Here is a 26,290-nt window from a genome sequence, read left to right on the forward strand (position 1 = left end):
AAATGTTAGATAAGAAATAATTTAGCTAAAAGTTTTATAATTGACTTTGTCAATAAGCTGAAACCTCGCTTGGCGAGGTTTTTTATTATAGTCAGACATCATCTAGCTATAATAACAACACCCCACTTAAAGCAGGGTGTCTTTATCAATTATTTAGCTCGTTGTAATTTTTGATAAGCTTGTAATAATTTTTGATGTTCAGCGAAGTTTGCTAAGGTTTCATCGCTCGCTGGTAATAAGAAGAATGGATTACCGCCATTAATCGCATTCCAAGCGAATTCCACTGCTTTTTCACCATACATACGTTCAAATACTGCACGATATTGTTCAGGATCACGAGTTTCATCTAAGAAGAGTTCTAAGCTACTGATTAAAGTACGGTAATAATTGGCTTGTTCAGCATTAAATACTGAACTGTTCATTTGATAGGTCCAAGTTGCCCATTCAAGTGCATTTTCCAAATCACCAACCGCTAAATAGAGCATTGATTTTAACTCACCAATACGCAAGGTTTGCCAGCTGGTATTTTTTGGTGCGACAATACCAATAAATTCACGTACACGAGTAGCATCATCAATTCCTTGCGTATCAAGCTCTTCTAACAATTCTTGATAGGTTTCTTGATCGTGATGGAAGTTTGGTAGATCTAATAAGATCTCGCGCCAATCCATACCCATATTATTGTTGGCATAAATTAAATCGTCCGCCGGATAAATATCAGACATTCCCGGCACAATAATGCGGCAAGCATACACACCAAGATGTTGATAATCCATGATATAGACTTCTTTTTCTTCACGTTGGAATAACGCCATTAAATTAGCAAATTCTTCCGTTGTAGTACCGGAAAAATCCCAATGAACAAATTCATAATCGCTTTCTTGTTTGAAGAGATCCCAAGAGATTAAACCGCTTGAGTCAATAAAATGAGTTTCAAGATTTGCATGCTCTGCAACATCGTCATTGTTAAATGATGGTGGAGAGAACACATCAAGATCTTTTAAGCTGCGACCTTGCAATAATTCAGTCACTGTACGTTCTAATGCAACAGCAAAATTAGGATGAGCACCGAAAGAGGCAAAGCAAGTGCCATTATTGCGGTTCAACAATACCACACAAATAACAGGGTATTGTCCGCCTAAAGAAGCATCGAACGCATAAATTGGGAAACCTTCTTCTTCCAATTTGGCAATAGATTCTTGTACAGAAGGGTATTTCGCCAAAATTTCTGCTGGAATTTGTGGCAGGCTAATAGCTTCAGCAATAATTTTATTTTTTACATAGCGCTCAAAGACTTCAGATAAGCCTTGCACACGAGCTTCATTGATCGTGTTACCAGCAGACATTCCATTCGATACATAAAGATTATTGATGATCGCTTGTGGAATATAAATAGTTTTTTGATCTGATTGACGTACGTAAGGTAAAGCGACAATACCACGCTCTGCGTTACCTGATTGAATATCCACTAATAGATCAGGCGTTAATTCTTGGTTTGGATCGAAATAATCTAATAATTGTTCGTCCAAAATGCCGGCAGGAAGTAAATCTGGATCTTCGATCGGGAACCATTTTTCACTCGGATAGTGAACAAATTCTCCTTCGGCAACGGCTTTACCTAAATAGTAATCAGAGAAAAAGTAATTAGTTGAAAGACGCTCAAAATATTCACCTAATGCAGATGCAAGTGCGGCTTTTTTGCTTGCTCCTTTACCATTAGAAAAACATTGTGGGCAGTCTTTGTCGCGAATATGCACCGACCAAACATTTGGTACTGGGTTTAACCATGAAGCTTCTTCAATATTAAAACCAAGATTTTTTAATTTTTGTTGGAAGGTTGCAATGGAATCTTCTAATGCGGCATCTTTGCCTAAAATAAAAGTTTGTTCTGTCATAACATTATCCTTATGTTGTTATTATTATTTGGAACATATTGATTCTATTGAAGATAAAGATGCTATTGTCAAAGCGAAAATAAAAAGATAGCGATCATCAATATGTTCAAGTTTCGGCATAGCATAGTACGGGAGAAGTATCTCTCCCGCAAGCTATTTCATTGATTAACAAATTCTAAATTGCTTAATTGTTAAGCACTTTACTTAAAGTAGCTTCTAAGGTTGGACATTCAAATTGAAAGCCTGATTTTAGTAATTTTTCAGGGTAAATTTTCTGACTATTCAATAATAAACAAGCGCGTTCACCGAGTAACGTTTTAAGCACTGCAGCAGGAATATGTAGAATAGCTGAACGCTTCATTAGTCTAGCTAAAGTCGCATTAAATTCCTGATTAGTGACAGGGTTTGGCGACACCATATTAAATGCGCCGCTACAGTCAGGATTTTTCAATAAAAAGAGAATGGCATTGACCATATCAGGCAAACTAATCCATGACCAATATTGTTGTCCATCACCAATCTTGCCACCTAACCAATGGCTATATAAAGGCAATAAACGACCAAGTACACCGCCATAGCTGCCTAAAACTAAGCCTGTTCGTAATAAACAAACACGAGTATTTGCCGTTAAAGCAGTATCTTCCCATTGTTTACATAACTTACCTAAAAAATCGTCAGCAGGTGGCATTTTTTCAGTCATAGTAAGTTGAGGATGATCACCATAATAACCAATTGCTGAACCCGAAATAAAAGTATGTGGAGGGTTAGTTCCTTGATTAATTAAAACAGCAAGTTTGGTAGTAATTTGGATACGGCTATCAATTAATTTTTGTTTTTGAGCGGCGCTCCAACTGTGATTAAAAATAGGTTCACCAGCAAGATTAATCACTGCATCAAAATCATCTAAATTTTCAAACGTATCTAATGAAGAAATCAGATTAGTATTTGCTGGAATTTGTGCGCTATATTTTTTTGGAGAACGTGAAAATAATGTCAGTTGATGTCCTTCACTGTCCAGTTGTTTAAGTAACGTTTTGCCAATGAAGCCTGTACCGCCAGTAATTAGTATATTCATACCCGTTCTCCTTCTGAAAATTATAGAGAATCGTTGAATAAAGCTTGAATATTCTCTATAAGTTGTTCAATTTGAATATCGTTGGTAGGGGATACAAAAATCGTATCATCGCCAGCGATTGTCCCTAAAATCCCTTCTGCTTTACTTACTGAGTCTAATAAGCGCGCAATTAGTTGTGCAGCACCAGGACTCGTTTTAATCACAATTAAATAGTTATTGTGATCGATATCTAAAACTAAATTTTTTAATGGACTAGATGTTGTCGGTACACTCAATTCATTCGGCAAACAATAGACCATTTCCATTTTAGTATTTCTTGCCCGCACTGCGCCAAATTTCGCTAACATTCTGGACACTTTGGATTGATTAATATTAGTAAAGCCCATTTCTGTTAATGTATTGACAATTTCGCTTTGCGAGCTGAATTTTTCTTCTGCTAATAAAGATTTAAATGCTGAAAGTAATTTTTCTTGTTTATTTTCCATACGAATCAAGAATCAATAAAGTAAAAATTGCATAAATTTTGCATAAAAATGCAGAAATATGGATTAAATTTGAATTATAACTGCATAAATAGCAATAAGCGAGTAACTTTTTGAACGCCAAAATGACTTTTGCTGGAAAATGTGGAGTAGCTCTCAATATTGAATTTATTTATTTGAAAAAGTGAGTGATGAGGCATAAAATTCTTAGTATTATTTTTGATATAACCAATAAGGAGTATGAAATGAAAGTTGCTGTTTTAGGTGCGGCAGGCGGAATCGGTCAAGCATTATCACTATTGTTAAAAATCCAATTACCAGCAGGTTCAGATTTAGCATTATATGATATTGCACCAGTAACACCAGGTGTTGCAGTGGATGTTAGTCATATCCCAACTGCAGTAAATGTAAAAGGATTTGCTGGTGAAGATCCAACTCCAGCACTTGAAGGTGCAGATGTAGTATTAATTTCTGCAGGGGTAGCACGTAAACCAGGTATGGATCGTTCAGATCTTTTCAATATCAACGCAGGTATTGTGAAAAACTTAATTGAAAAAGTAGCAGCTACTTGTCCAAAAGCCTGTGTAGGTATCATTACTAACCCAGTAAATACTACTGTTGCAATTGCTGCAGAAGTATTGAAAAAAGCTGGTGTTTACGACAAACGTAAATTATTCGGTGTGACTACTTTAGATACTCTCCGTTCTGAAACTTTCGTAGCAGAATTGAAAAATGTTGATGTAAGCAAAGTACAAGTTCCAGTAATCGGTGGTCACTCAGGTGTAACTATTCTTCCATTATTATCACAAGTGCATTATGTTTCTTGGAAAGATGAAGAAATTGAACCATTAACAAAACGTATCCAAAATGCAGGTACTGAAGTAGTTAATGCGAAAGCTGGTGGCGGATCTGCTACATTATCAATGGCACAAGCTGCAGCACGTTTTGCTCTTTCACTTGTTCGTGCATTAAATGGTGAAAAAGTGGTTGAATGTACTTATGTTGAAGGCGATGGTAAATATGCTCGCTTCTTTGCACAACCAGTACGTTTAGGTAAAGAAGGTGTGGAAGAATTACTTCCAATTGGTCCATTAAGCGCATTTGAACAAGCTGCGGTTGAAGCAATGTTACCAACCTTAAAAGCAGATATTGAATTAGGCGAAAACTTTGTTAAATAAGTTTTGGTCGATTTAATAGACAAGAGAAGTGCGGTAAGTTAGCCGCACTTTTTTTATGTGTATTGGATCAGGAATATTCTAATCATCATTATGATGATCTTAGCACTCACGACATTGCAGCTATAAACATCAATAGCATCTTATTAATCTATTTTTGATAGAAATAGACAAAAATCGGCATTGTGATAATGCAGACGAAGGTAGAAATAATGTTAATTGCGCCTGCATATTGAGCATTTTTGCCGCTTAACTGAGCAAACTGTGTAATGGTAGAAGCAGTAGGTGCAGCAGTTGCTAAAAAAGTAATCAGTAACAGCTCTTTACCATAAGGCGTCCAGGTTTCTGCTGCTGTTAGTTTAAACAGCATTAAAATTAGCAATGGGTAAATCACCATTCTAAGCGCAACAATTTGATAGACTTTTTTGTTGGAAAAGACGGACTTTAAATTCATTCCCGCTACAATCATTCCTGTAATCAACATACAAAGCGGGCCAAGCATACTGCCAACGGCAGCAAAAGTGTTATTGATAGTATCTGGTAGTTTTATGCCAGCTAACAGCATGACCACACCGATCAAAATTGCCATCATATTGATGTTAAGTAAGATGTAACGTAGCGAAAAGGTAACACCTTTAGTAAATAGCATTCGACAATGTGTCCAAAGTAAAATCATCTGCACAGATACAAAAGTCATGGAATAAATCACCCATTCGGGACCAAGAATTGCCATTACAATAGGAATAATCAGATTACCTGCGTTAGAGTACACCACCGAAGCTTGCTCAATTTCATCAAACTTTGCCATTTTGCCAAGCAGTGTACCAAATACGATTAACAAAAAATGGATAACCACTGCTGCTCCTGTGGTAAGGAGCAAACCTTGTTGTACTTCGGGTTTAAATTCCACTTGGAAGGAGCTGATAATCACGCAAGGCATTACCAAATAGAGTGAGAGTTTTGACAATACAGTGCTTTCAAATGGATTAACAATTTTGGTTTTGACGAGCAGATAACCGAAAAACATCATCAAGAATAGCTGAAAAATAGTGTTGGCAAGCAATAAGCTAATCATAAAATCCTCATTCAGAGGTCACTCTATTGAGCAGTCAGATTTCCCTAATGATTTGCAAAATTAAGCAAATCCGACTGCTTGTTATCATTTATTTAGTTAAGAAATTTAGTACTTCTCGGTTAAATTTTTCAGGGCTATTTGCCATCATAATATGGTTACCGCCTTCATTATTACCGAACACGATAAGTTTACTACCTTTGATAGCGTTGTGCATCCATTCGGTAGTTTGGGCATTAATAGCATGTGAATAAGAACCTGTAATAATTAAGGTTGGTACACTGATGATTTGTATAATATCGCGCCAATCTGTCATATAGTGATTGACCAATAAACGTGCTAGTGCTTCTCTTGGATAATTGTTTTGTTGACGATATTCTGCTTCAAGAGCCATTACTTTTAGACTATCTTCAGTGCTATTCTCAATTGAAGACCAAGCCGTTGGCCAATATTCAGGTTCAGTAAAAGCAGTGTTTCCCACATCCCACGATTGCACAAATGCATTATAAAGCCCATAAGGATTGCCACGATGACCTGCATGTAAATCCATTGATTCATCACTTTCAGCTACATTACTCCATAGCCATGGTGATTGATCCACTAAGATCAACTTATTAATCATTGACTGACCAAACAAATCAATAAATGCCCATAAAGTCGAACAACCCATTGAGTGTCCGATAAAATTTGCTTTTGTAATACCAAGTGCAATTAGCATATCGTAAACATCTTTTGCAGTACGAGAAACTCGGTAGCCATATGTGACTTTTTCCGATTCACCAGTACCACGTGTTTCAATTGCAATCACTCGATAATGTTTAGCGAGTGCCTCAAGGTTATAGGCAAAAATGCAAGGTGTAGTTGGCCAACCGGAAGTAAGAATTAATGGTTCGCCTGTACCTGCTTCAATGTAGTGAATTTTTACATTATCGCTGGTGGTGAAGAAACCGTCTTTAAATGAAGGAAAATAGCTTTGTAATTGTTTAAACATAAATGACTCCTTAGATAGTAGTTTGCCTGGTGATAATTATTCTACATACTCATATCTTGAATAATTAGGCTATAATAAACTCAAAGACTTTTAGCTTGGAGCTAATAATGAATCAATCAGAATATGGACAATTAGTTGTCTTTTTAGCTATTGCTAAAGAAGGAAGTATTACCGGTGCCGCAAGAAAATTAGCGATTGCAGCGCCATCAGTAAGTAAATCGCTCAAATTATTAGAACAGAAAATTGGTGCGCCATTATTTATTCGTACTACTAGGCAAATTCAATTAACTGAAGCGGGAATGCAATTATTGTCGCAAACTGATAAAGCAATGGAGATGTTACAAACTGCTTTTGAAAGCGTGCAAAATAAGAGTGGTGAACCGAGTGGAACAGTACGGATTACCTTATCGCAAACAGCCTATTATATGGTGTTGCAACCTATTTATGCGGAATTTTGTCATCGTTATCCAAAAATTCATTTAGATATTTCAATTGACAATGCGACAGTGAATCTTATTGAACAAGGTTATGATGTTGGCATTCGTTTTGGTGATAGTGTAGAAGAAGGAATGGTCGCTCGGCAAATTTTTCCAAGTGTGCTAGAGGGGCTTTATGCTTCACCCGATTATCTCGCTCAATTTGGCACACCAAAAATTCCAGAAGAGTTGTCTGCGCATCGTTGGATTGGTTTTCGTTTTATTACCGCAAACCGTCTGCATCCAATACAACTCAATATAAAGGATGTATTACACACTATTGATCTAAAACCAATGATGATTTGTAATGACACGTCAATGCTGATTGATGCAGCACGTCAGAATTTAGGGTTTATTCAGCTATTTGAACCTATTTGGCAACATCACGCTCGTGATCTGGTTCCTATTTTAAAATCGCATTGGAAACGCTTTGCGCCTACCTATGTTTATTATCCACAAAATAGTCAAAAAATCCGTCGAGTACGGACATTGATTGAGTTTTTATTAGAAAAACACAATGAGTTGTCTGTATAACTACGTGAAAAGTCATATTGGACGGCAGTTAGGAACACAATATTTGACCGCTTGTCCGATTTGCACAGAAAAAACTCAATCTAGACAATGAAAAGGTTGCAATGCTGTGATTATGGTGTAGATTAGTTTGCAGTTACAGATAACACAACATATTAAGAAGGTTTCATATGAAAGATATTGATTGGAAAAATTTAGGATTTAGTTATATCAAAACTGACTATCGCTATATTGCACATTGGAAAGATGGTAAATGGTCAGAAGGGAAATTAACTCAAGATAATCATCTTGTTTTACATGAAGGGGCGCCAGCACTGCATTATGGTCAACAATGTTTTGAAGGCCTAAAAGCGTATCGTTGTAAAGATGGTTCAATCAATTTGTTCCGTCCTGATCAAAATGCAAAACGTATGCAACGTAGCTGCGATCGTCTATTAATGCCACATGTACCAGTAGAAATGTTCGTTGATGCTTGTAAACAAGTGGTAAAAGCGAATGAGGAATGGGTAGCGCCTTATGGAACTGGTGCAACCCTTTATCTTCGTCCATTATTAATTGGTGTTGGTGAAAATATTGGTGTTCATCCAGCAAAAGAATATATCTTTACTGTGTTCTGCTGTCCGGTAGGTGCTTATTTCAAAGGTGGTTTAAAACCAACTAACTTTATTGTATCTGAATATGATCGTGCAGCGCCGCAAGGTACTGGTGCGGCGAAAGTTGGTGGTAACTATGCGGCAAGTTTGTTACCGGGCCATCATGCACATGAACGTAACTTTAGTGATTGTATTTACCTTGACCCAGCAACACATACTAAGATTGAAGAAGTGGGTTCAGCAAACTTCTTTGGTATCACTAAAGATAACGAATTTGTGACACCATTCTCACCATCTATTTTGCCAAGTATTACTAAATATTCATTGCTTTATTTAGCGGAAAAACGCTTAGGTTTAAAAGCAATTGAAGGCGATGTTTATATTAATCAACTTGATCGTTTTACTGAAGCTGGTGCTTGTGGTACAGCGGCAGTAATTAGTCCAATTGGCGGTATCCAAAATGGCGATGATTTCCACGTATTCTATTCAGAAACTGAAGTCGGCCCGGTTACTAAAGCGCTTTATAATGAACTTACCGGTATTCAATTTGGTGATATCGAAGCACCAGAAGGTTGGATTGTTAAAGTTGAATAAACATTATATTTAAAGTCATTAGGCAGCCATAAAAAATTACTTTTTATGGCTGTTTTTTCGTTAGAGGTGTGTAGGTTTTGCTGACGGGAAGCGGATGTCAAAGTTTTCAGAGAAATTACAGAATTCCCATAAATAGCACTACGCAAACGTTATCTTTTTTTGTAGAATATACGCCGTTTTGTGTCACAGAGATCTGACAATGATTGATTATATTATTATTGGTATTATTTCTTTTTCTGTCATTATTAGTTTGTTTCGCGGCTTTGTCCGAGAAGTTTTATCTTTAGCTAGCTGGTTAATTGCATTTTTTGTATCAAGTCATTTCTACCCTTATCTTGCAGCGTTTTTCCAACAAATAGAATCAGAATATCTGCGCAATGGTACGGCAATCATTATTTTATTTATTGCAACATTAATTGTATGTAGTTTAATTAATTACATTATTTCCCAATTAGTCGAGAAAACCGGATTATCTGGTACAGATCGTGTATTAGGTGCCTGTTTCGGTCTATTAAGAGGCGTGTTAATTATTGCAGCGTTGTTATTCTTCTTAGACACCTTTACCAATTTCAGTCAAAGTGATTGGTGGAAAGAATCAAAATTGATTCCACACTTTGGCTTTGTAGTTGATTGGTTCTTCCATCAATTACAGCTCCACTCTAGTTTTATTAATTCAAATTTAATCAATTATTCTGATTTAGTTACTTCATCATAGAGGAAAATATAATGTGCGGCATTGTGGGAATTCTTGGACATTCAATCGTCAATCAATCAATTTATGATGCGTTAATCGTATTACAACATCGTGGACAGGATGCCGCAGGGATTGTAACCGTAGATGAAGAGGATCGTTTTCGTCTGAGAAAAGCAAATGGGTTAGTGAGTGATGTTATTCAACAACGTCATATGCTGCGTTTACAAGGTCATGCGGGCTTAGGACATGTACGTTATCCAACTGCAGGTAGCTCAAGTGTATCTGAAGCGCAACCATTTTATGTGAATTATCCGTATGGCTTGACGTTAGTACATAATGGTAATTTAACCAATGCAGATGAGCTAAATAGCAAATTATTGAAATCAGCTCGTCGTCATGTCAATACCAATTCTGATTCTGAATTATTGCTGAATATTTTGGCGTATCACTTAGAACAGATTAATAAGCATGAATTAGATGAAGATGATATTTTCTATGCGATTCAACGTACTCACAAAGATATTCGTGGTGGTTATGCTTGCTTAGCAATGCTAATTGGCCATGGAATGATTGCTTTCCGCGATCCGTTTGGTATTCGTCCATTGGTGTTAGGTAAGCGTGAGGATCAGGGTAAAACTGAATATATGTTCGCATCTGAAACAGTGGCATTAGATGCGGTTGGTTTTGAATTCGTGCGTGATGTTAATCCAGGTGAAGCAATCTATATTACCTTTGATGGTAAATTGTATTCTAAACAATGTTCAGATCATGCGAAGTTATCACCTTGTATTTTTGAATTTGTCTATTTTGCACGTCCGGATTCTTATATTGATGGCGTATCAGTGTATGCAGCGCGAGTACATATGGGTGAATATCTTGGTGAAAAGATTGCGCGTGAATGGAGTGATATCCTCGATGATATTGATGTCATTATCCCAGTGCCGGAAACGTCTAATGATATTGCGTTGCGCATTGCCAATGTATTGAATAAACCATATCGTCAAGGTTTTGTGAAAAACCGTTATGTAGGTCGTACTTTCATTATGCCGGGGCAAACACAACGCCGTAATTCTGTAAGACGTAAGCTCAATACAATTTCTTCGGAATTTAAAGGTAAGAACGTATTATTAGTGGACGATTCTATTGTGCGTGGTACGACTTCAGAACAAATTGTCGAAATGGCGAGAGCAGCTGGCGCGAAGAAGATTTATTTTGCTTCCGCTGCACCGGAAATTCGTTATCCAAATGTGTATGGTATTGATATGCCGACTTCACACGAGTTAATTGCTTACAATCGTACCACTGAAGAAATTGCTAAATTGATTGGGGTCGATAAATTAATTTTCCAAGATTTATCTGCACTAGAAGAAGCTGTTCGTCAAGAAAACCCGGCAATTGAAGATTTTGATGCGTCTGTCTTTACGGGAGAATATATTACCGGCGATATTACGCAAGAATATCTCGATAAAATTGCGGCAATGCGTAATGACGGTAGTAAAAAGAAACAAGAAAGTGAAGCAACAAATTTAGAGATTTATAGTGAAAGTTAATTGGTAGGATTATCTTGAGATCAATTATTAAACTGTCAATCAAATTGTTTCTTAATTAAAATTTAGGTTTCGCCCTAAAGGGCGACCTACTTTTCTTTACTTGTATAAAGAAAAGTAGGCAAAAGAAATACACCCTCACACTCTTGCTAATCCTCATTCCAATAAGATTTTCCGGGCGGCAAAAAAAGAGATTTTTCTCGCTAGCTCGAAAAATTGACAGCTTTTTTTGCCTGAAAATCTTATTTGCATTCGGGCAAGAGTGAGAGGGAACCAAGGGCTATTTTATAGAAATTTGTGACAAAATTTAGGTTTATTAGTGGTCTGAAATGCCGCTATTTAGCGGCATTTTCGCTAATCACTATATAATGAACGATATAACTGTGACTCAAATCGCACTAAAGGTGCACGTTGCGTTTTATCTTCCAGATCACCTGTGGAATAACCATTAACAAACTGCACAAAAGCAACTCGCTCGCCACGTGCATTAGTTAAGAAACCTGCAAGATTATAGACCCCTTTTAAAGAACCCGTCTTAGCAATCACATTTTTTACCAATGGAGCACTAATTAATGAACCACGACCACTAATAGTGCCATCTACTCCGGCAATTGGGAAAGTCTGCAACAAATTGAGTCGATTGTCATTTTTAGCAATATACTCCAACGCTTGTAGCATCGTGTTAGCGCTAATCAGATTTTGACGCGATAAACCGGAACCATCAGCAATAATACTGTTGCCAAAACGAATATTGGTATTTTTTTCTAAAATACTTCTTACTGCCATACCCCCTAATTGGAAAGTAGCTGGTCGTTTATAGTAGTAATAAGCAATGGTTCTAAACAGTGCATCTGCGATTTGGTTATCCGAATGTTTCATCATCTTTTTCAACAATTCTGGTAATGCTTTAGATTCATGTACTGCTAAAACTGTCCCTTGTTGCGGTTGGAAAGGAATTTGCACTTGACCATTATAAGAGATACCAAGATTTCGTAACATTCGTTGGATAACGGCAGTGGCATAACTATCGGTATCTTGTACCGCAAAACTTAAACCAAAACTTTTCGGTTGGCGACGGATACAGCCTTTAAGCTGATAGCGATTGTTGTCATTACTGACCACATCGAATTGGCAATAGCCGGCTTCGCTATCACTGACAATATAGACTTGGCTAAACATTTGAATTGGATATTGCGATGGCACATCAACACGCACCAAACTACCAACTGGGCCATTCGCATTAACATTAACAGAGAAACAGTTACCATCAATATTAACGGCAGCTGGTGGCGCATTAAAGCACATAGTTAAATCATTCCAAATCCAGCCTAAGCCCCGATCGTGGGAAGAAAAGATGGAGGTATCTAAAATTAAACTACCATCAATTTGGGTCACGCCACGTTTTTTTAATTCTGCTAATAAACTATATAGCTGACCACTGCGTAAATCTGGGTCACCACTAAATTTAACAATAAGGTTGCCTTTTAAACGATTACCTTCAATTTTGCCATCAGTTAATAGACTTGTTTGGAATTTGAATTGATCGGTGAGTAATAATTTGGCAGCAAGAGCAGTAAATACTTTTTGCGTACTCGCTGGCAACATAAAAACATCACCTTGATAATTAGCGCTGACTTGCCCTGTCACTAAATTCTTCGCAGCAAGGGTAACGCTTGCTCCTTTAGGCAATTGTTGAATAATCGGCGTCACATCAACGGTAGCAAAACTATATTGAGATAAAGTGGAACAAACAGTAAGCGGAAGAAATAAAGCTGTATATTTATAAAAACGTGAACGGATTGATTTTGAGAACATCATAAACAACGAAATATTTTTAATATTGATATTTTTTGCAATGCGGTAAATAATAATAGCTCTCGTTGATTTCGTAAATCACTATTTATTATTTTATGTCACACGAGGTGTAAATTCGCATCTGGTGTGGCTTTGTTTTGACTGATAGTAGGGTAAAGAAGGACATAAATAATGCAACAAATTCCTATGACAGTACGCGGAGCGAATCTTCTGCGTGAAGAGCTTGAATTTCTAAAAAATGTACGCCGTCCAGAGATTATTAAAGCAATTGCTGAAGCACGCGAACATGGTGATTTAAAAGAAAATGCAGAATACCATGCAGCTCGTGAGCAACAAGGTTTTTGTGAAGGTAGAATTCAAGAAATTGAAGGTAAATTAGCTAATGCACAAGTTATTGATGTGACCAAAATGACCAATAATGGACGCGTTATTTTTGGTGCAACAGTGGTGTTAGTGAATGCAGAAACCGAAGAAGAAGTAACTTATCAAATCGTAGGTGATGATGAAGCTGATATTAAACAAGGTTTGATTTCAGTAAATTCACCAATTGCCCGCGGTTTAATTGGTAAAGAGGTGGACGATAATGTGAATATTGTTACACCGGGTGGTACCGTTGAATTCGATATTATTGATGTAGAATATCGTTAATTGTCACGAACTGATAAAAATAGTGGAAAGGTTGCTGCAAAGCAGCCTTTTTTGTTATCTATGCAATGTATTGTTTATAAACCAAACAAAAAAATTGCTAGTACTGAATTGCCGCCCTATAATCGAGTTACACAAAGTAACACAATGGGAGACATTATGATTGGACGATTAAGACAACAAGGCGGCGCCATTATTTTGACTGTACCGAATACCATTGCAACACAAATGGGATGGGAAGCAGGTCATACTCTTAATATTGAAAAGCAAGGTGATCAAGTTGTGTTAAGTTCAGTGACTCGACAACCTAGAGGCAGGAAAACTGTAGCTCAGTTATTGGAAGGTATTGATAGCGAAGAAGTGGCGGCATTAAATACTGAAATGATTGAGATAGAAGGTGAACCAAAAGGGAATGAAGTATGGTAATGCGCATTCCTAAGAAAGGGGAAATTTGGTATGTCGATCCAGATCCCACAGCAGGAAAAGAAATGCGTAATCCCTATTATTTTATTGTCATTTCGGAACAAGCATTGAATAAGGCATTAGGTGTAGCAATGTGTTGCCCAATTTCAACAGGAGGTAATGCAGCTCGCTCACAAAGTGTAACGGTTGTATTAGATGGGGCTAGTACGGCATCAGGTAAAGTAACTGGTGCTGTACTTTGCCATCAAATTCGCTCCTTAGATTTGGTCGCACGAGAAGCAAAATTTGCAACGACGGCAGAGCCTTATCTAATAGATGAAGTGGTGATGAAATTAGTGGATTTAATTGATCCTCAAATATAGATAGCCGATTTTTAGACAAGGGATTTAAAATCCCTTGTGTTTTTTAAGATAGTTTCTTTTATTAAAGTAATTGCATAAATCTTCGGCAAAATGGCTATTTATGCGAAAGTTAGCTAATTTTGTGATAACATAGCGACCGAATTTTAACGAGAAAAAATAGATAAGATAAACATGGAAAGATTGTGGGTTAAAAATTATCCAGCGGAATCACGCATGGATCCAAATACTTTAGCATTGTCGTCTTTAGTGGAAATGTTGGAAAAGGCGGTAAGAGAACATCCAGATCGCCCAGCGTATGTCAATATGGGGCAAGTATTAACCTATCGTAAATTAGAAGAACGCAGCCGAGCATTTGCAGCCTATTTACAAAATGAATTAAAACTCGAAAGAGGCGAGCGCGTTGCGTTGATGATGCCTAATTTGTTGCAATATCCAATCGCCTTATTTGGGGTATTGCGCGCAGGTTTGGTAGTGGTGAATGTCAATCCGCTTTATACACCACGCGAATTAGAACACCAATTAAAAGATAGTGGCACAACCGCGATTGTTGTCGTTTCTAATTTTGCTTCTACATTAGAAAAAGTGGTCTTTAATACTGATGTGAAACATGTCATTTTGACCAGAATGGGTGATCAACTGTCATTTGGCAAAAGAACATTAGTGAATTTTATTGTTAAATATATCAAAAAGTTAGTACCAAAATATAAATTGCCACATGCGGTAACTTTCCGCGAAGTGTTACGGGTTGGAAAATATCGTCAATATATCCGTCCAGAAATCGGTAAGAAAGATCTGGCATTTTTACAATATACAGGCGGTACAACAGGTGTTGCCAAAGGTGCAATGCTGACACATGGCAATATGATTTATAATATTGCCCAAGCAAAATGGCTGGCTGAACCTTTTGTCAAAGCGGGCAAAAATCGTTATGCCACTATTATTCTGCCGATGTATCACGTTTTCTCTTTAACAGTTAACGCGTTGTTATTTATTGATTTTGGTTTGACTGGAGTTTTGATTACGAATCCGCGCGATTTACCAAATTTAATTAAAGAGTTAAAACGCTATCGTCCAATTGCAATTACTGGGGTAAATACACTATTTAATTCATTGTTGCATCAAGAGGAATTAAAAGAGGTTGATTTCTCTCAATTGCGCTTGACTGTTGGCGGTGGAGTATCAGTACAAAAAGCGGTGGCGCAGCGTTGGTTTGAAGTGACAGGCTGTCATATTTTAGAAGGTTATGGTATGACGGAATGCTCACCATTGATTGCGTGTAATCCAGCTAATTTTGCCGGTCATGCCGGAAAAATCGGGGTACCAGTGCCAGATACCGATATTAAAATTATGGATGATAACGGCAATGAAGTTGGTTTAAATCAACCGGGCGAGCTTTGGGTGAAAGGTGCACAAGTAATGCAAGGTTATTGGAATAAACCTGAAGAAACCGCAGCAGTATTAAAAGATGGCTGGATGGCGACCGGTGATATTGTGGAAATGGACGATGATTACCAATTACGGATCGTTGATCGTAAGAAAGATATGATCATTGTGTCTGGTTTTAACGTCTATCCAAATGAAGTGGAAGATGTAATTATGCTAAATCCGAAAGTGAAAGAAGCCGCTGTTATCGGTATTCCACATCCAGTTTCCGGTGAAATTATTAAAGCAGTAGTAGCGAAGAAAGATGAGAGTTTAACGCGTGATGAATTGCGTAAACACTGCCGTAAATATTTAACAGGTTATAAAATTCCAAAAGAAATTGAATTTCGTGAAGAGTTACCGAAGAGTAATGTAGGGAAAATCTTACGTCGCGTTGTTCGTGAAGAGGAATTAGCTAAACGTGCTAGTGCTGCAACTACCGCAGAAGAAGCATAGTTATCTTATTTTTTATTTTATAATATTGAAGGCATGAAGTTCATGCCTTCTTTTTTGAATGATATTTGAGCAATTAATTTATGCAAAACTTATCAATTCCATACCAAATTATTCAGAATAACCAACAATTACAACAACTATGTCAAGCTGCCCAACAACATCCTGTTGTGGCGTTGGATACCGAGTTTGAACGAATTCGTAGCTATTACGCTAAACTTGGCTTAATTCAACTCTATTATGGTGAACAGGTAGCATTAATTGATCCATTGACGATTACCGAGTGGCAGCCTTTTATTGCATTATTAACGAATCAACAGGTAATTAAAGTCTTACACGCCAGTGGCGAAGATATCGAAATTTTTTATCAACAATTTGGACAACTACCGCAACCATTGATGGATACACAAATTGCGGCGAATTTTTTAGGTTTTCCGCTTTCTGCAGGATTTGCTCTTTTGGTCGAACATTATTTACAAGTGCAATTAGATAAAAAAATGTCACGTACTGATTGGTTAAAACGTCCACTGAGTGATCGTCAATTACAGTATGCAGCGGCTGATGTCTATTATTTATTACCTGTTTATCAGCAAATGGCAGCTGCGATGCAAAACTCGCAATGGGCAGAAGTGATCAAGCAAGAGTGTCAATTTGTGGCGGAAAAACGTTGCAGACAACCAATACCAGAACGTGCTTATTTAGAGATCGGTAACGCGTGGCGCCTTAATCGAGAGGAACTAAATAATTTAAAATTTTTAGCAAAATGGCGTTTGCAAGAGGGAATAAAACGAAATTTAGCGCTTAATTTTATTGTTAGTAATGAAGGATTGGTGCAAACCGCAATTCATGCACCAAAACACACTTCGCAATTGCTGGAATTAGGCTTGCATCCAATGGAAATCAAACATCATGGTAAAAAACTTTTACTTTTGATTGAGCAAGCGAAACGTGTTCCAGCGGAAGAATATCCGGAACTGATTGAGAATATTTCAGAACGTTCTGGTTATAAAAAACAGATGAATGGGTTACAAAAAACCTTAAAACAACTTGTAAAAGATCAATTACCGCAGCAAGTGGTAGCGAGTAAAAAAGCGTTACATCAACTGTTGAAATGGTATTGGTCTGGACAACCGCAAGAACGGTTACCAGAATTATTACAATCTTGGCGTCGTCCTTATGGGGAAGCTTTGTTAAATAGTTTACAACCCAAGGAGTAATCGCTAGCAAAATAAATTGATAATTTTTAAAAAATATAGTGCTTTTTTATATGTTATTCATCGATTGAGAAAAAAGATTATTTTTCAATTATTTTGTTTGCATAATTTATAATTTCCGCTATCTTTAGAGGCGGGCGGAGGTCGGTGGATCTCTTAATTATCAACACAACATTTATAGATATTATAATTATGGTTACTTCATCTCGTTTTTCGGCGCTACTATTTCAGGGTTCATTAGTGAAAAGAGTGGCAACAGGTCTATTATTAGGGATTCTTCTTGCATTAATTTCTCCATATCTAGAACCTGCATTAGGAACTAATTTAGCAGAAGATGTCAGCTTTTTAGGGCAACTTTTTGTGCGTTCTTTACGTTCTATCGCACCAATTTTGATTTTTGTGTTAGTGGTATCAGCGATTGCCAATCGTCGTGTTGGTGAAAAAAATAATCTGAAAAGTATTATTCACCTTTACCTATTAGGTACATTCTTATCAGCATTAGTGGCAGTAATCGCAAGTTTTCTTTTCCCAACTGAATTGGCATTAGGGGAAGCGGAAAAATCTATTGCACCGCCAGAAAGTGTAGGACAAGTGCTTAGCACTTTAATTTTTAATGTTGTCGATAATCCTTTCAATGCGCTATTAAATGCTAACTTTATCGGTATTTTAGCTTGGGCAATTGGTTTAGGAATTGCATTACGTCATTCATCTGAAACTACCAAAAACGTTTTCGGTGATATTTCAGAAGCCGTTTCTATGGTAGTAAAAGTGGTAATTGCATTTGCGCCAATTGGTGTTTTTGGTTTAGTAGCTTCAACGTTAGCCGATAGAGGTCTAGCAGCATTAGGCGGTTATATTCAAATTTTAGCTGTGTTAATCGGTTCAATGCTATTTGTTGCCTTTATTGTTAATCCAATTTTGGTGTATTGGAAAACTAGACAAAATCCATACCCATTAGTGTGGACTTGTATTCGTGTTAGTGGTTTAACAGCCTTCTTTACACGTAGTTCCGCAGCAAATATCCCAGTAAATATGGAATTAGCACAACGTTTAGGTTTAAAAGAAGAAACCTATTCCGTTTCTATTCCATTAGGAGCAACTATCAATATGGGCGGTGCGGCGATCACCATTACCATTTTAACCTTAGCAGCAGTACATACTTTAGGCATTGAAGTCAGCATTCCAACTGCGTTCTTATTAAGTATTGTAGCGACAGTATGTGCTTGTGGTGCGTCAGGTGTTGCTGGTGGTTCACTATTATTAATTCCATTAGCTTGTAGCTTATTCGGTATCTCTAATGATATTGCGGCGCAAGTTATCGGGGTTGGTTTTATTATCGGTGTATTACAAGACTCAACAGAAACTGCATTAAACTCATCAACTGATGTTATCTTTACTGCAGCAGCTTGTATCGAAGAAGACAGAAAGAGCCAACAAGCTTAATAGAAATTAATACAAAATAGATGGTGTAATCGCGCGATTACACCATTTTTTATGACAAAAACGTAAAAAATAAGTTGTCTTATTTTTATGCAGTTATTTAGATCGTGGCGAGGATTAGAGATAAAGTGCTTGATGAGCAGTAAAATATCTGTATAATACGCCACAGATTTCAGACGCGGGGTGGAGCAGCTTGGTAGCTCGTCGGGCTCATAACCCGAAGGTCGTTGGTTCAAATCCAGCCCCCGCAACCAATTTCCAATGAATTGGTTCTAAAGAATTGAAGCCCCGTTAGGGGTTTTTTTGTGGAATAAATTTTGTAAGAAAAATTTATTTGTTCAGTTTGGTAAACACGAAGAAACGGGGCTTAAAAGCCCTTTTTTTATACCTATAATTTGACAATGAACAAGGAGATTATCTTTGGCAACACTAGAACAGAAATTACAAGATCTATTACAACCTACTGTTGAAGGCATGGGATACGAATTAGTCGGTATCGAATGTACACGTGCTGGTCGCTATTCAACAGTCCGTCTATATATTGATAAGGAAAATGGCGTAACTATTGATGATTGTAGTGATGTAAGTCGTGAAGTCGGAGCAATCTTAGATGTAGAAGATCCAATCAGCGATAAATACAACCTTGAAGTGTCATCACCAGGGTTAGATCGACCGCTGTTTACATTAGCACATTATCAACGTTTTATTGGACAAGAAATTATTGTGCATTTACGCATCGCGATGTCAGGTCGTCGTAAATGGCAAGGTGATTTAGTCAGTGTTGATGGCGATATGATTACCTTAAATGTAGAAGGACAGCCGCAAGTATTTGCATTTAGCAATATTCAAAAAGCGAATATCGTACCAAAGATTACCTTCTAATCCAGAATTGTAAAAATTAATAGAGAGATAACCATGAGCAAAGAAATTTTATTAGCTGCAGAAGCAGTATCAAATGAAAAGTTATTGCCTCGAGAGAAGATTTTCGAAGCATTGGAAAGTGCATTAGCTATTTCTACCAAGAAAAAATATGAACAAGAAATTGATGTTCGCGTATCCATTAACCAAAAAACTGGTGATTTTGTTACTTATCGTCGTTGGTTAGTGGTAGAACACGTTACGCATCCAACTCGTGAAATCACCTTAGAAGCGGCACAAATGGAAGAGCCAGATATTAAATTAGGTGATTACATTGAAGATGAAATCGAATCGATCGCATTTGACCGTATTACAATGCAAACCGCGCGCCAAGTTATCAGTGCAAAAATTCGTGATGCAGAACGTAATAAAGTGGTTGAACAATTTAAAGAGCGAGAAGGCGAAATCATCACTGGCGTGGTGAAAAAAGTAAATCGCGATAACGTTATTCTTGATTTAGGGAATCAAGCTGAAGCGATGATTTTACGTGAAGATCTGTTACCGCGCGAAAATTTCCGCGCTGGCGATCGTGTACGTGGCGTGCTTTATAAAGTGAATCCTGAAGCGAAAGGCGTACAACTTTTCGTTACTCGTTCTAAACCAGAAATGTTGATCGAGTTATTCAAAATTGAAGTGCCAGAAATTGGCGAGGGTGTGATTGAAATTAAAGCAGCAACACGCGATCCAGGTATCCGCGCGAAAATTGCCGTAAAAAGTCACGACAAACGCATTGATCCAGTTGGTGCTTGCGTTGGTATGCGTGGTGCGCGTGTACAAGCCATTACTAATGAATTAGATGGTGAACGTGTTGATATCGTGTTATGGGATGATAACCCAGCGCAATTCGTGATCAATGCAATGGCACCGGCAGATGTTGTGTCAATCGTGGTTGATGAAGATAAGAAATCAATGGATATCGCTGTGGAATCCGCAAATCTTGCACAAGCGATTGGTCGTAATGGACAAAACGTAAAACTTGCTTCACAACTTACAGGTTGGACGCTCAACGTAATGAGTAGCGATGATTTAGAAAATAAACATCAAGCGGAAAACCAAAAAACGATTAATCTCTTTATGGAAGCATTGGATCTTGATGAAGAATTTGCGGCATTACTTTCTGAAGAAGGTTTCAGCAAATTGGAAGAAATTGCTTATGTACCAATGGAAGAGTTATTAGAAATCGATGGTTTCGATGAAGATCTTGCAGAAGAGCTACGCAATCGTGCGAAAGAAGCCTTGACGAAAATTGCCTTAGCGGAAGAAGCGGCGTTAGCGAATATCAATATTGAAGAGGCGTTGCTAAATTTAGAAGGTATGAATCGTCATTTAGCAGTGAAATTAGCAGAGAAAAATATCACTACTTTAGAAGAACTTGCTGAGCAAGGCGTTGATGATTTAAGTGATATTGAAGAACTTTCTGCAGAACAAGCGGCAGATTTAATTATGGCAGCGCGTAATATCTGCTGGTTTGGAAATGAATAATTGAAGGTGGTGTACAGATGACTGATAAAAAAACTGATACCCAAACAACCGAGAAAAAACCAACTAAGTTAAAGTTGAAACGTTCAACGCATAGTACGTTGACGGTACAACAAAATGGTAGTGGGAAAAGTAAAGAAGTAAAAATCGAAACACGTAAAACACGTGTGATCGATACACGTGCGCAAGCTGAAATGGAAAAACAAGCAGCAGAACAAGCGCGTTTAGAAGCGAAAGCTCGCCAAGAAGCGGAAGCAAAAGCGAAGAAAGAAGCTGAAGAAAAAGCAAAACAAGAAGCCGAAGCAAAAGCGAAAAAAGAGGCTGAAGAAAAAGCGAAGAAAGAAGCAGCTGCCAAAGCAGAAGCGGCTAAAGAAACCGCAAAAGTAGAAGCGAAAGCGGCGAAGAAAGCTGAACCAGCGAAGAAATCAGCGGAAAAAGACGAAAGCAAACAAAAACGTAAAGCAGAAGAAGCCGAATTCCGCCGTAAAGCGGAAGAAGCGGCACGCCAAAAAGCGGAAGAACAAGCACGTAAAGCTGCTGAAGATGCGAAACGTTATGCAGATTTCTCTGATGATGATATGGCTGATGATGATGCAGATGACTATTCTGACTATCATTTCACTTCATCTTATGCGCGTGAAGCGGAAAATGAAGAAGATCGCCGTAATGAAAATCGCGGTCGTGGTAAGAAAGTGACCAAGACGAAGAAAAATGGTCGTGATGAAGAATCTTCTAAAAATGAGCGTGAAGCCAATCGTCGCAACAATCAACAAAGCGGTAAAGGTAATAAAAAGTCGAACCGTAAGAGTGCGTTACAACAAAGCTTTACTAAACCAGCACAACCAGTTTCTCGTGATGTAGTTATCGGTGAAACCATTACTGTTGGTGAATTAGCCAATAAGATGGCGGTAAAAGCGACTGAAGTCATTAAAACAATGATGAAAATGGGCGCAATGGCAACCATCAACCAAGTGATTGACCAAGAAACGGCACAACTTGTTGCTGAAGAAATGGGACATAAAGTGGTATTACGTCGTGAAAATGAGCTTGAAGAAGCGGTATTAAGCGATCGTGATATGAATGCGGAATCAGAACCGCGTGCACCAGTTGTAACCATTATGGGACACGTTGACCATGGTAAAACCTCATTGCTTGACTATATTCGTAAAGCGAAAGTGGCAGCAGGCGAAGCGGGTGGTATTACCCAACATATCGGTGCTTACCACGTACATACACCAAACGGTGATATTACTTTCTTAGATACTCCGGGACACGCGGCGTTTACCTCAATGCGTGCTCGTGGTGCACAAGCAACTGATATCGTGGTGTTAGTTGTTGCTGCTGACGATGGTGTGATGCCGCAAACTATCGAAGCGATTCAACACGCTAAAGCAGCGAATGTACCGCTCGTGGTTGCAGTGAACAAGATCGATAAACCGGAAGCGGATCCAGATCGCGTAAAAACTGAGTTATCACAACATGGTGTAATTTCAGAAGATTGGGGTGGTGATACTCAATTTGTTAATGTATCAGCGAAGAAAGGCTTAGGTATTGACGAATTATTAGACGCGATTCTATTACAAGCGGAAGTACTTGAATTAACTGCGGTTAAAGATGGTATGGCAAGCGGCGTTGTTATCGAGTCTTACTTAGATAAAGGTCGTGGTCCAGTAGCGACAGTATTAGTGCAATCAGGTACCTTAAATCGCGGTGATATTGTACTTTGCGGTTTGGAATACGGTCGTGTGCGTGCGATGCGTAATGAAATCGGTAAGGAAGTGAAAACCGCAGGGCCATCTATTCCGGTAGAAATTTTAGGTTTATCTGGCGTACCGGCAGCGGGTGATGAAATGACCGTTGTGCGTGATGAGAAAAAAGCACGCGAAGTAGCGTTATATCGTCAAGGTAAATTCCGCGAAGTGAAACTTGCTCGTCAGCAAAAAGCGAAACTAGAAAATATGTTCAGCAGTATGACTGAAGGCGATGTATCAGAATTGAACATCATTGTGAAAGCGGACGTACAAGGTTCGGTAGAAGCAATTTGCCAAGCGTTATTAGAGCTTTCAACTGATGAAGTGAAAGTGAAAATTATCGGTTCTGGTGTCGGTGGAATTACCGAAACTGATGCAAGCTTAGCGGCGGCATCAAATGCAATTCTCGTTGGCTTCAACGTTCGTGCTGACGCTTCTGCACGTAAGATTGTAGAAAGCGAAAACTTAGATCTTCGTTATTATTCAGTGATTTATGACTTAATTAACGAAATCAAAGCAGCGTTAAGCGGTATGTTACAACCGGAATTCAAACAAGAAATTATTGGTTTAGCCGAAGTTCGAGATGTATTCCGTTCACCGAAATTTGGTGCAATTGCTGGATGTATGGTAATTGAAGGGGTAGTGAAACGTCATAATCCAATCCGCGTATTACGTGATAACGTGGTTATCTTTGAAGGTGAGCTCGAATCTCTCCGCCGCTTTAAAGATGACGTAAATGAAGTACGTAACGGTATGGAATGTGGTATCGGCGTGAAGAACTACAACGATGTTCGTACTGGTGACCAAATTGAAGTATTTGAAACTATTGAGATTAAACGCTCAATTTAATAGCGTTCCTCTTTAGTAAAATAAAGAGGAGCACATTTAAAGCTAACGAGTTAAGTTAGCTGGTTTTTCAAATCTCCCTAACCCTCTTCAATCTTGAAGAGGGAATTTGTTTTGTGAAGCATAGCAGTCAGTACATTTTGGTAATCACACAAAATTTTTTGTCACCGCAAAGTGCATTTCAGCCATTAAACAAGGGCTTTTTTATTGCCACAATGATGTGCACTTTGTTTGCTAAACAAGAATTTTGTATTGCCACAATGTGTGGTGACTGATAAAAGTGATGAAAGGACCCCCTTTTTAATGAAATAAAGAGGGGTAAGGGAGATTTAAATTTCTAAGGATTAAGTAACTATGGCAAGAGAATTTAAACGCAGCGATCGTGTTGCACAAGAAATCAAAAAAGAGATTGCCGTTATTTTACAGCGTGAAGTGAAAGATCCACGCATTGGTATGGTAACGGTATCGGATGTGGAAGTATCCAGAGATCTTGCTTATGCAAAAGTTTTCGTGACATTCTTATTTAATGAAGATGAAGCGCAAATTGAACAAGGCTTAATCGGTCTTGAAAAAGCATCACCTTATATCCGCTCATTATTGGGTAAAGCAATGCGTTTACGCATTGTGCCGGAATTACGCTTTATCTATGACACCTCTTTAGTCGAAGGCATGCGTATGTCTAATTTAGTGACACAAATCGTGAATCAAGATAAGGCAAAACATCACGAAGAGTAGGAGTTAGCGTGGCGAAAACGAAAAAAGGGCGTGATATTGACGGCATTGTGTTATTGGATAAACCGCAAGGTGCGAGTTCCAACCACGTTTTGCAACAAGTAAAACGTTATTTCCAAGCCAATAAAGCGGGGCATACTGGAGCGTTAGATCCATTAGCGACAGGAATGTTGCCAATCTGTTTGGGGGAAGCAACCAAATTTTCGCAACATCTATTAGATGCAGATAAATGCTATTTGGTAACAGCGAAATTAGGTGAACGTACTGATACTTCTGATGCTGAAGGGCAAGTGGTGCAGCAAAGAGCGGTAACAGTTGATTTAGCAACGATTCTTGCCGCATTGCCGCATTTCACTGGCGAATTGCAACAGGTGCCAACAATGTTTTCCGCCTTAAAACATCAAGGTAAACCTCTATATGAATATGCACGAGCAGGTATTACCATTGAGCGTGAAGCACGTCCAATTACCATTTTTTCGTTAGAATTTATTGAATACCAAGCGCCTTATTTAACGTTATCAGTACATTGTTCTAAAGGCACTTATATCCGTACTTTAATTGATGACTTAGGCGAATATTTGGGTTGTGGCGCCCATGTCACAATGTTGCGCCGTACTAAAGTCGCTAACTATCCTTATGAAAAAATGGTCACTATTGAACAATTAGCGGCATTGGCGGAACAACAAGATTTTATAGCGTTAGATCAGTTATTGCTGCCGATTGATACTGCGATTACTGATCTGAATAAATGGATTGTAACGCCAGAAACCGCACAGAAATTAATCTTTGGACAACGTATAAAATTAACAACGACGCCAACGCAAGGTTTGCATACCGTTTACACCGACCAAGGCGATTTTATCGGTGTTGCCGAAATAATTGGTGATGTATTACATCCAAGGCGTTTAGTTAATGCCAATAAGTAACGTAAAAATGCACAATGATAAAAATTAACATTGTGCATTTTTTGTTTACAAGCCACCTCAATCCATAATACTTGTACTAATTCGTAAAATCCTTGCACTTTCCTGAATTATTGCGGTTTCTTTAGCATTCTATTTGTGAATAAAATGTGTCCTATTTCACAAAATCTTAAAAAATAGCGATTGTAGTTTTAAAAAATTGACAAAAAATACATAAATAGGTATATGCTAACCATAAGTTATTTTTAAATAACGTTTCTGTATGACAGAGAGTTTTCTGTTATGTCTTTATTATTCACTTAGCAACAAAGGAACTTCTTATGAATCATACCTATCGTTTAGTTTGGAATGCCGTTAGGCAATTATGGCAATGTGCTTCGGAAAATACTCACTCTAAAGGCAAATCAGGCTCAGTAAAAACTGCTGCCAATAATCAAATTACCCCCCCCCTTTATATCTCTAAATAAGCCTTATAAATTCTTTTTTAATACCATTGCTGCCGCTGTTTTAGGGACAGTGTCTTTGCCTGCGTGGGCATGTCCTGAGATAGGTGAACGTCCTACTACAGGAACGTATACTTTGACCAATGATTGTGTTTATGTTGGTAAGGGGGCTGTTATCGGTAGAGATAATAATGTTACGATACAGGGAGAAGGGGTGATTAGTGCTCAGGCAGCTCCTTCACTGCCAAAGCAATTTGTTGACCATTTTGATGGCCCCATTTTTGACTATGTAGTGATCC

Annotated in this window: 23 protein-coding genes and 1 tRNA gene; 18 read left to right on the top strand and 6 right to left on the bottom strand. The window is 38.0% G+C overall.

All coding sequences use genetic code 11. The features are described 5' to 3' along the window. Positions 1-149 precede the first annotated feature (149 nt). The 3 genes from ycaO to argR all read right to left on the bottom strand — a co-directional run bounded on the left by ycaO (position 150) and on the right by argR (position 3,455). Positions 150-1,895 carry a 30S ribosomal protein S12 methylthiotransferase accessory factor YcaO gene (gene ycaO, locus QS62_RS08610; protein WP_066108857.1) on the bottom strand — a complete coding sequence of 582 codons (1,746 nt, stop codon included), beginning with the start codon at positions 1,893-1,895 and terminating at the stop codon, positions 150-152. Between the two features lie 184 nt (positions 1,896-2,079). Next, a complete protein-coding gene (locus tag QS62_RS08615) occupies positions 2,080-2,970 on the bottom strand; it encodes a TIGR01777 family oxidoreductase (protein ID WP_066108859.1) in 891 nt (296 codons plus the stop codon). Between the two features lie 20 nt (positions 2,971-2,990). Then, positions 2,991-3,455 carry a transcriptional regulator ArgR gene (argR, locus tag QS62_RS08620; protein ID WP_066108862.1) on the bottom strand — a complete coding sequence of 155 codons (465 nt, stop codon included), beginning with the start codon at positions 3,453-3,455 and terminating at the stop codon, positions 2,991-2,993. Between the two features lie 242 nt (positions 3,456-3,697). Here argR and mdh point away from each other — a divergent pair, with 242 nt between their 5' ends. Further along, the gene (mdh, locus tag QS62_RS08625) at positions 3,698-4,630 is read left to right on the top strand and encodes a malate dehydrogenase (protein ID WP_066108864.1); all 933 of its coding nucleotides are present in this window, start codon (positions 3,698-3,700) and stop codon (positions 4,628-4,630) included. A gap of 148 nt (positions 4,631-4,778) precedes the next feature. Here mdh and QS62_RS08630 read toward each other — a convergent pair whose 3' ends face one another. Together QS62_RS08630 and QS62_RS08635 are read right to left on the bottom strand one after the other, a co-directional pair. Beyond that, positions 4,779-5,702 carry an AEC family transporter gene (locus QS62_RS08630; protein ID WP_066108867.1) on the bottom strand — a complete coding sequence of 308 codons (924 nt, stop codon included), beginning with the start codon at positions 5,700-5,702 and terminating at the stop codon, positions 4,779-4,781. Between the two features lie 88 nt (positions 5,703-5,790). Then, complete coding sequence (locus QS62_RS08635; RefSeq protein ID WP_066108870.1) at positions 5,791-6,690, bottom strand: alpha/beta fold hydrolase; 900 nt, start codon at positions 6,688-6,690, stop codon at positions 5,791-5,793. Between the two features lie 107 nt (positions 6,691-6,797). Here QS62_RS08635 and QS62_RS08640 point away from each other — a divergent pair, with 107 nt between their 5' ends. The 4 genes from QS62_RS08640 to purF all read left to right on the top strand — a co-directional run bounded on the left by QS62_RS08640 (position 6,798) and on the right by purF (position 11,128). Further along, entirely contained in the window at positions 6,798-7,700 is a 903-nt protein-coding gene (locus tag QS62_RS08640; protein ID WP_066108873.1) for a LysR family transcriptional regulator, read from the top strand. A 167-nt stretch (positions 7,701-7,867) separates the two neighbouring features. Then, positions 7,868-8,884 carry a branched-chain amino acid aminotransferase gene (locus QS62_RS08645; RefSeq protein WP_066108876.1) on the top strand — a complete coding sequence of 339 codons (1,017 nt, stop codon included), beginning with the start codon at positions 7,868-7,870 and terminating at the stop codon, positions 8,882-8,884. Positions 8,885-9,083: 199 nt separating this feature from the next. Continuing rightward, entirely contained in the window at positions 9,084-9,599 is a 516-nt protein-coding gene (locus tag QS62_RS08650) for a CvpA family protein (protein ID WP_066108881.1), read from the top strand. Positions 9,600-9,610: 11 nt separating this feature from the next. After that, on the top strand, positions 9,611-11,128 hold the full coding sequence (purF, locus tag QS62_RS08655; RefSeq protein ID WP_066108884.1) for an amidophosphoribosyltransferase: 1,518 nt from the start codon (positions 9,611-9,613) through the stop codon (positions 11,126-11,128). 351 nt (positions 11,129-11,479) lie between these two features. Here the strand turns inward: purF and dacB are convergent, their stop codons facing one another. Continuing rightward, positions 11,480-12,940, bottom strand: a complete 1,461-nt coding sequence (dacB, locus tag QS62_RS08660; protein ID WP_156550111.1) for a serine-type D-Ala-D-Ala carboxypeptidase — start codon at positions 12,938-12,940, stop codon at positions 11,480-11,482. 171 nt (positions 12,941-13,111) lie between these two features. On the opposite strand from dacB, the gene greA reads away from it, so the two are divergent. From greA to QS62_RS11880, 13 genes are all read left to right on the top strand, one after another. Then, positions 13,112-13,588, top strand: a complete 477-nt coding sequence (gene greA, locus QS62_RS08665) for a transcription elongation factor GreA (protein ID WP_066108889.1) — start codon at positions 13,112-13,114, stop codon at positions 13,586-13,588. A 60-nt stretch (positions 13,589-13,648) separates the two neighbouring features. Further along, the gene (locus QS62_RS08670) at positions 13,649-14,011 is read left to right on the top strand and encodes an AbrB/MazE/SpoVT family DNA-binding domain-containing protein (protein ID WP_231923695.1); all 363 of its coding nucleotides are present in this window, start codon (positions 13,649-13,651) and stop codon (positions 14,009-14,011) included. After that, positions 14,005-14,370, top strand: coding sequence for a type II toxin-antitoxin system PemK/MazF family toxin (locus QS62_RS08675; protein ID WP_066108892.1), 366 nt, complete (start codon positions 14,005-14,007; stop codon positions 14,368-14,370). Before QS62_RS08670 ends, QS62_RS08675 begins: the two co-directional genes overlap by 7 nt. Before the next feature lie 171 nt (positions 14,371-14,541). Next, positions 14,542-16,248 carry a long-chain-fatty-acid--CoA ligase FadD gene (fadD, locus tag QS62_RS08680; protein ID WP_066108895.1) on the top strand — a complete coding sequence of 569 codons (1,707 nt, stop codon included), beginning with the start codon at positions 14,542-14,544 and terminating at the stop codon, positions 16,246-16,248. Positions 16,249-16,328: 80 nt separating this feature from the next. Beyond that, entirely contained in the window at positions 16,329-17,462 is a 1,134-nt protein-coding gene (gene rnd, locus QS62_RS08685) for a ribonuclease D (protein WP_066108898.1), read from the top strand. 189 nt (positions 17,463-17,651) lie between these two features. Then, complete coding sequence (sstT, locus tag QS62_RS08690; protein ID WP_066108901.1) at positions 17,652-18,902, top strand: serine/threonine transporter SstT; 1,251 nt, start codon at positions 17,652-17,654, stop codon at positions 18,900-18,902. A gap of 174 nt (positions 18,903-19,076) precedes the next feature. After that, positions 19,077-19,153, top strand: a tRNA-Met gene (locus QS62_RS08695). A 166-nt stretch (positions 19,154-19,319) separates the two neighbouring features. Next, positions 19,320-19,781 (top strand): ribosome maturation factor RimP, encoded by a 462-nt coding sequence (gene rimP, locus QS62_RS08700; protein ID WP_066108904.1) that lies wholly within the window; start codon positions 19,320-19,322, stop codon positions 19,779-19,781. A 33-nt stretch (positions 19,782-19,814) separates the two neighbouring features. After that, the gene (gene nusA / locus QS62_RS08705) at positions 19,815-21,299 is read left to right on the top strand and encodes a transcription termination factor NusA (RefSeq protein WP_066108907.1); all 1,485 of its coding nucleotides are present in this window, start codon (positions 19,815-19,817) and stop codon (positions 21,297-21,299) included. A 17-nt stretch (positions 21,300-21,316) separates the two neighbouring features. Continuing rightward, positions 21,317-23,896, top strand: a complete 2,580-nt coding sequence (gene infB / locus QS62_RS08710; RefSeq protein WP_066108910.1) for a translation initiation factor IF-2 — start codon at positions 21,317-21,319, stop codon at positions 23,894-23,896. Positions 23,897-24,247: 351 nt separating this feature from the next. Next, positions 24,248-24,628: a 30S ribosome-binding factor RbfA gene (rbfA, locus tag QS62_RS08715; RefSeq protein ID WP_066108912.1), complete on the top strand. Its 381-nt coding sequence runs from the start codon at positions 24,248-24,250 to the stop codon at positions 24,626-24,628. A gap of 8 nt (positions 24,629-24,636) precedes the next feature. Further along, positions 24,637-25,551, top strand: coding sequence for a tRNA pseudouridine(55) synthase TruB (gene truB, locus QS62_RS08720; protein WP_066108915.1), 915 nt, complete (start codon positions 24,637-24,639; stop codon positions 25,549-25,551). Positions 25,552-25,868: 317 nt separating this feature from the next. Continuing rightward, positions 25,869-26,015, top strand: coding sequence for an ESPR domain-containing protein (locus QS62_RS11880; protein WP_082966167.1), 147 nt, complete (start codon positions 25,869-25,871; stop codon positions 26,013-26,015). Positions 26,016-26,290 lie beyond the last annotated feature (275 nt).

The organism is Gallibacterium salpingitidis (assembly GCF_001678495.1).
Classification (GTDB): Bacteria; Pseudomonadota; Gammaproteobacteria; order Enterobacterales; family Pasteurellaceae; genus Gallibacterium; species Gallibacterium salpingitidis.

Coding starts and splice junctions, on each gene's coding strand:
- mdh (WP_066108864.1), top strand. CDS start 3,698: ATGAAAGTTGCTGTTTTAGGTGCGGCAGGCGGAATCGGTCAAGCATTA.
- purF (WP_066108884.1), top strand. CDS start 9,611: ATGTGCGGCATTGTGGGAATTCTTGGACATTCAATCGTCAATCAATCA.
- QS62_RS08635 (WP_066108870.1), bottom strand. CDS start 6,690: ATGTTTAAACAATTACAAAGCTATTTTCCTTCATTTAAAGACGGTTTC.
- QS62_RS11880 (WP_082966167.1), top strand. CDS start 25,869: ATGAATCATACCTATCGTTTAGTTTGGAATGCCGTTAGGCAATTATGG.
- greA (WP_066108889.1), top strand. CDS start 13,112: ATGCAACAAATTCCTATGACAGTACGCGGAGCGAATCTTCTGCGTGAA.
- argR (WP_066108862.1), bottom strand. CDS start 3,455: ATGGAAAATAAACAAGAAAAATTACTTTCAGCATTTAAATCTTTATTA.
- rbfA (WP_066108912.1), top strand. CDS start 24,248: ATGGCAAGAGAATTTAAACGCAGCGATCGTGTTGCACAAGAAATCAAA.
- ycaO (WP_066108857.1), bottom strand. CDS start 1,895: ATGACAGAACAAACTTTTATTTTAGGCAAAGATGCCGCATTAGAAGAT.
- dacB (WP_156550111.1), bottom strand. CDS start 12,940: ATGTTCTCAAAATCAATCCGTTCACGTTTTTATAAATATACAGCTTTA.
- QS62_RS08650 (WP_066108881.1), top strand. CDS start 9,084: ATGATTGATTATATTATTATTGGTATTATTTCTTTTTCTGTCATTATT.
- rnd (WP_066108898.1), top strand. CDS start 16,329: ATGCAAAACTTATCAATTCCATACCAAATTATTCAGAATAACCAACAA.
- QS62_RS08640 (WP_066108873.1), top strand. CDS start 6,798: ATGAATCAATCAGAATATGGACAATTAGTTGTCTTTTTAGCTATTGCT.
- QS62_RS08670 (WP_231923695.1), top strand. CDS start 13,649: ATGCAATGTATTGTTTATAAACCAAACAAAAAAATTGCTAGTACTGAA.
- QS62_RS08675 (WP_066108892.1), top strand. CDS start 14,005: ATGGTAATGCGCATTCCTAAGAAAGGGGAAATTTGGTATGTCGATCCA.
- nusA (WP_066108907.1), top strand. CDS start 19,815: ATGAGCAAAGAAATTTTATTAGCTGCAGAAGCAGTATCAAATGAAAAG.
- QS62_RS08615 (WP_066108859.1), bottom strand. CDS start 2,970: ATGAATATACTAATTACTGGCGGTACAGGCTTCATTGGCAAAACGTTA.
- fadD (WP_066108895.1), top strand. CDS start 14,542: ATGGAAAGATTGTGGGTTAAAAATTATCCAGCGGAATCACGCATGGAT.
- infB (WP_066108910.1), top strand. CDS start 21,317: ATGACTGATAAAAAAACTGATACCCAAACAACCGAGAAAAAACCAACT.
- QS62_RS08645 (WP_066108876.1), top strand. CDS start 7,868: ATGAAAGATATTGATTGGAAAAATTTAGGATTTAGTTATATCAAAACT.
- sstT (WP_066108901.1), top strand. CDS start 17,652: ATGGTTACTTCATCTCGTTTTTCGGCGCTACTATTTCAGGGTTCATTA.
- QS62_RS08630 (WP_066108867.1), bottom strand. CDS start 5,702: ATGATTAGCTTATTGCTTGCCAACACTATTTTTCAGCTATTCTTGATG.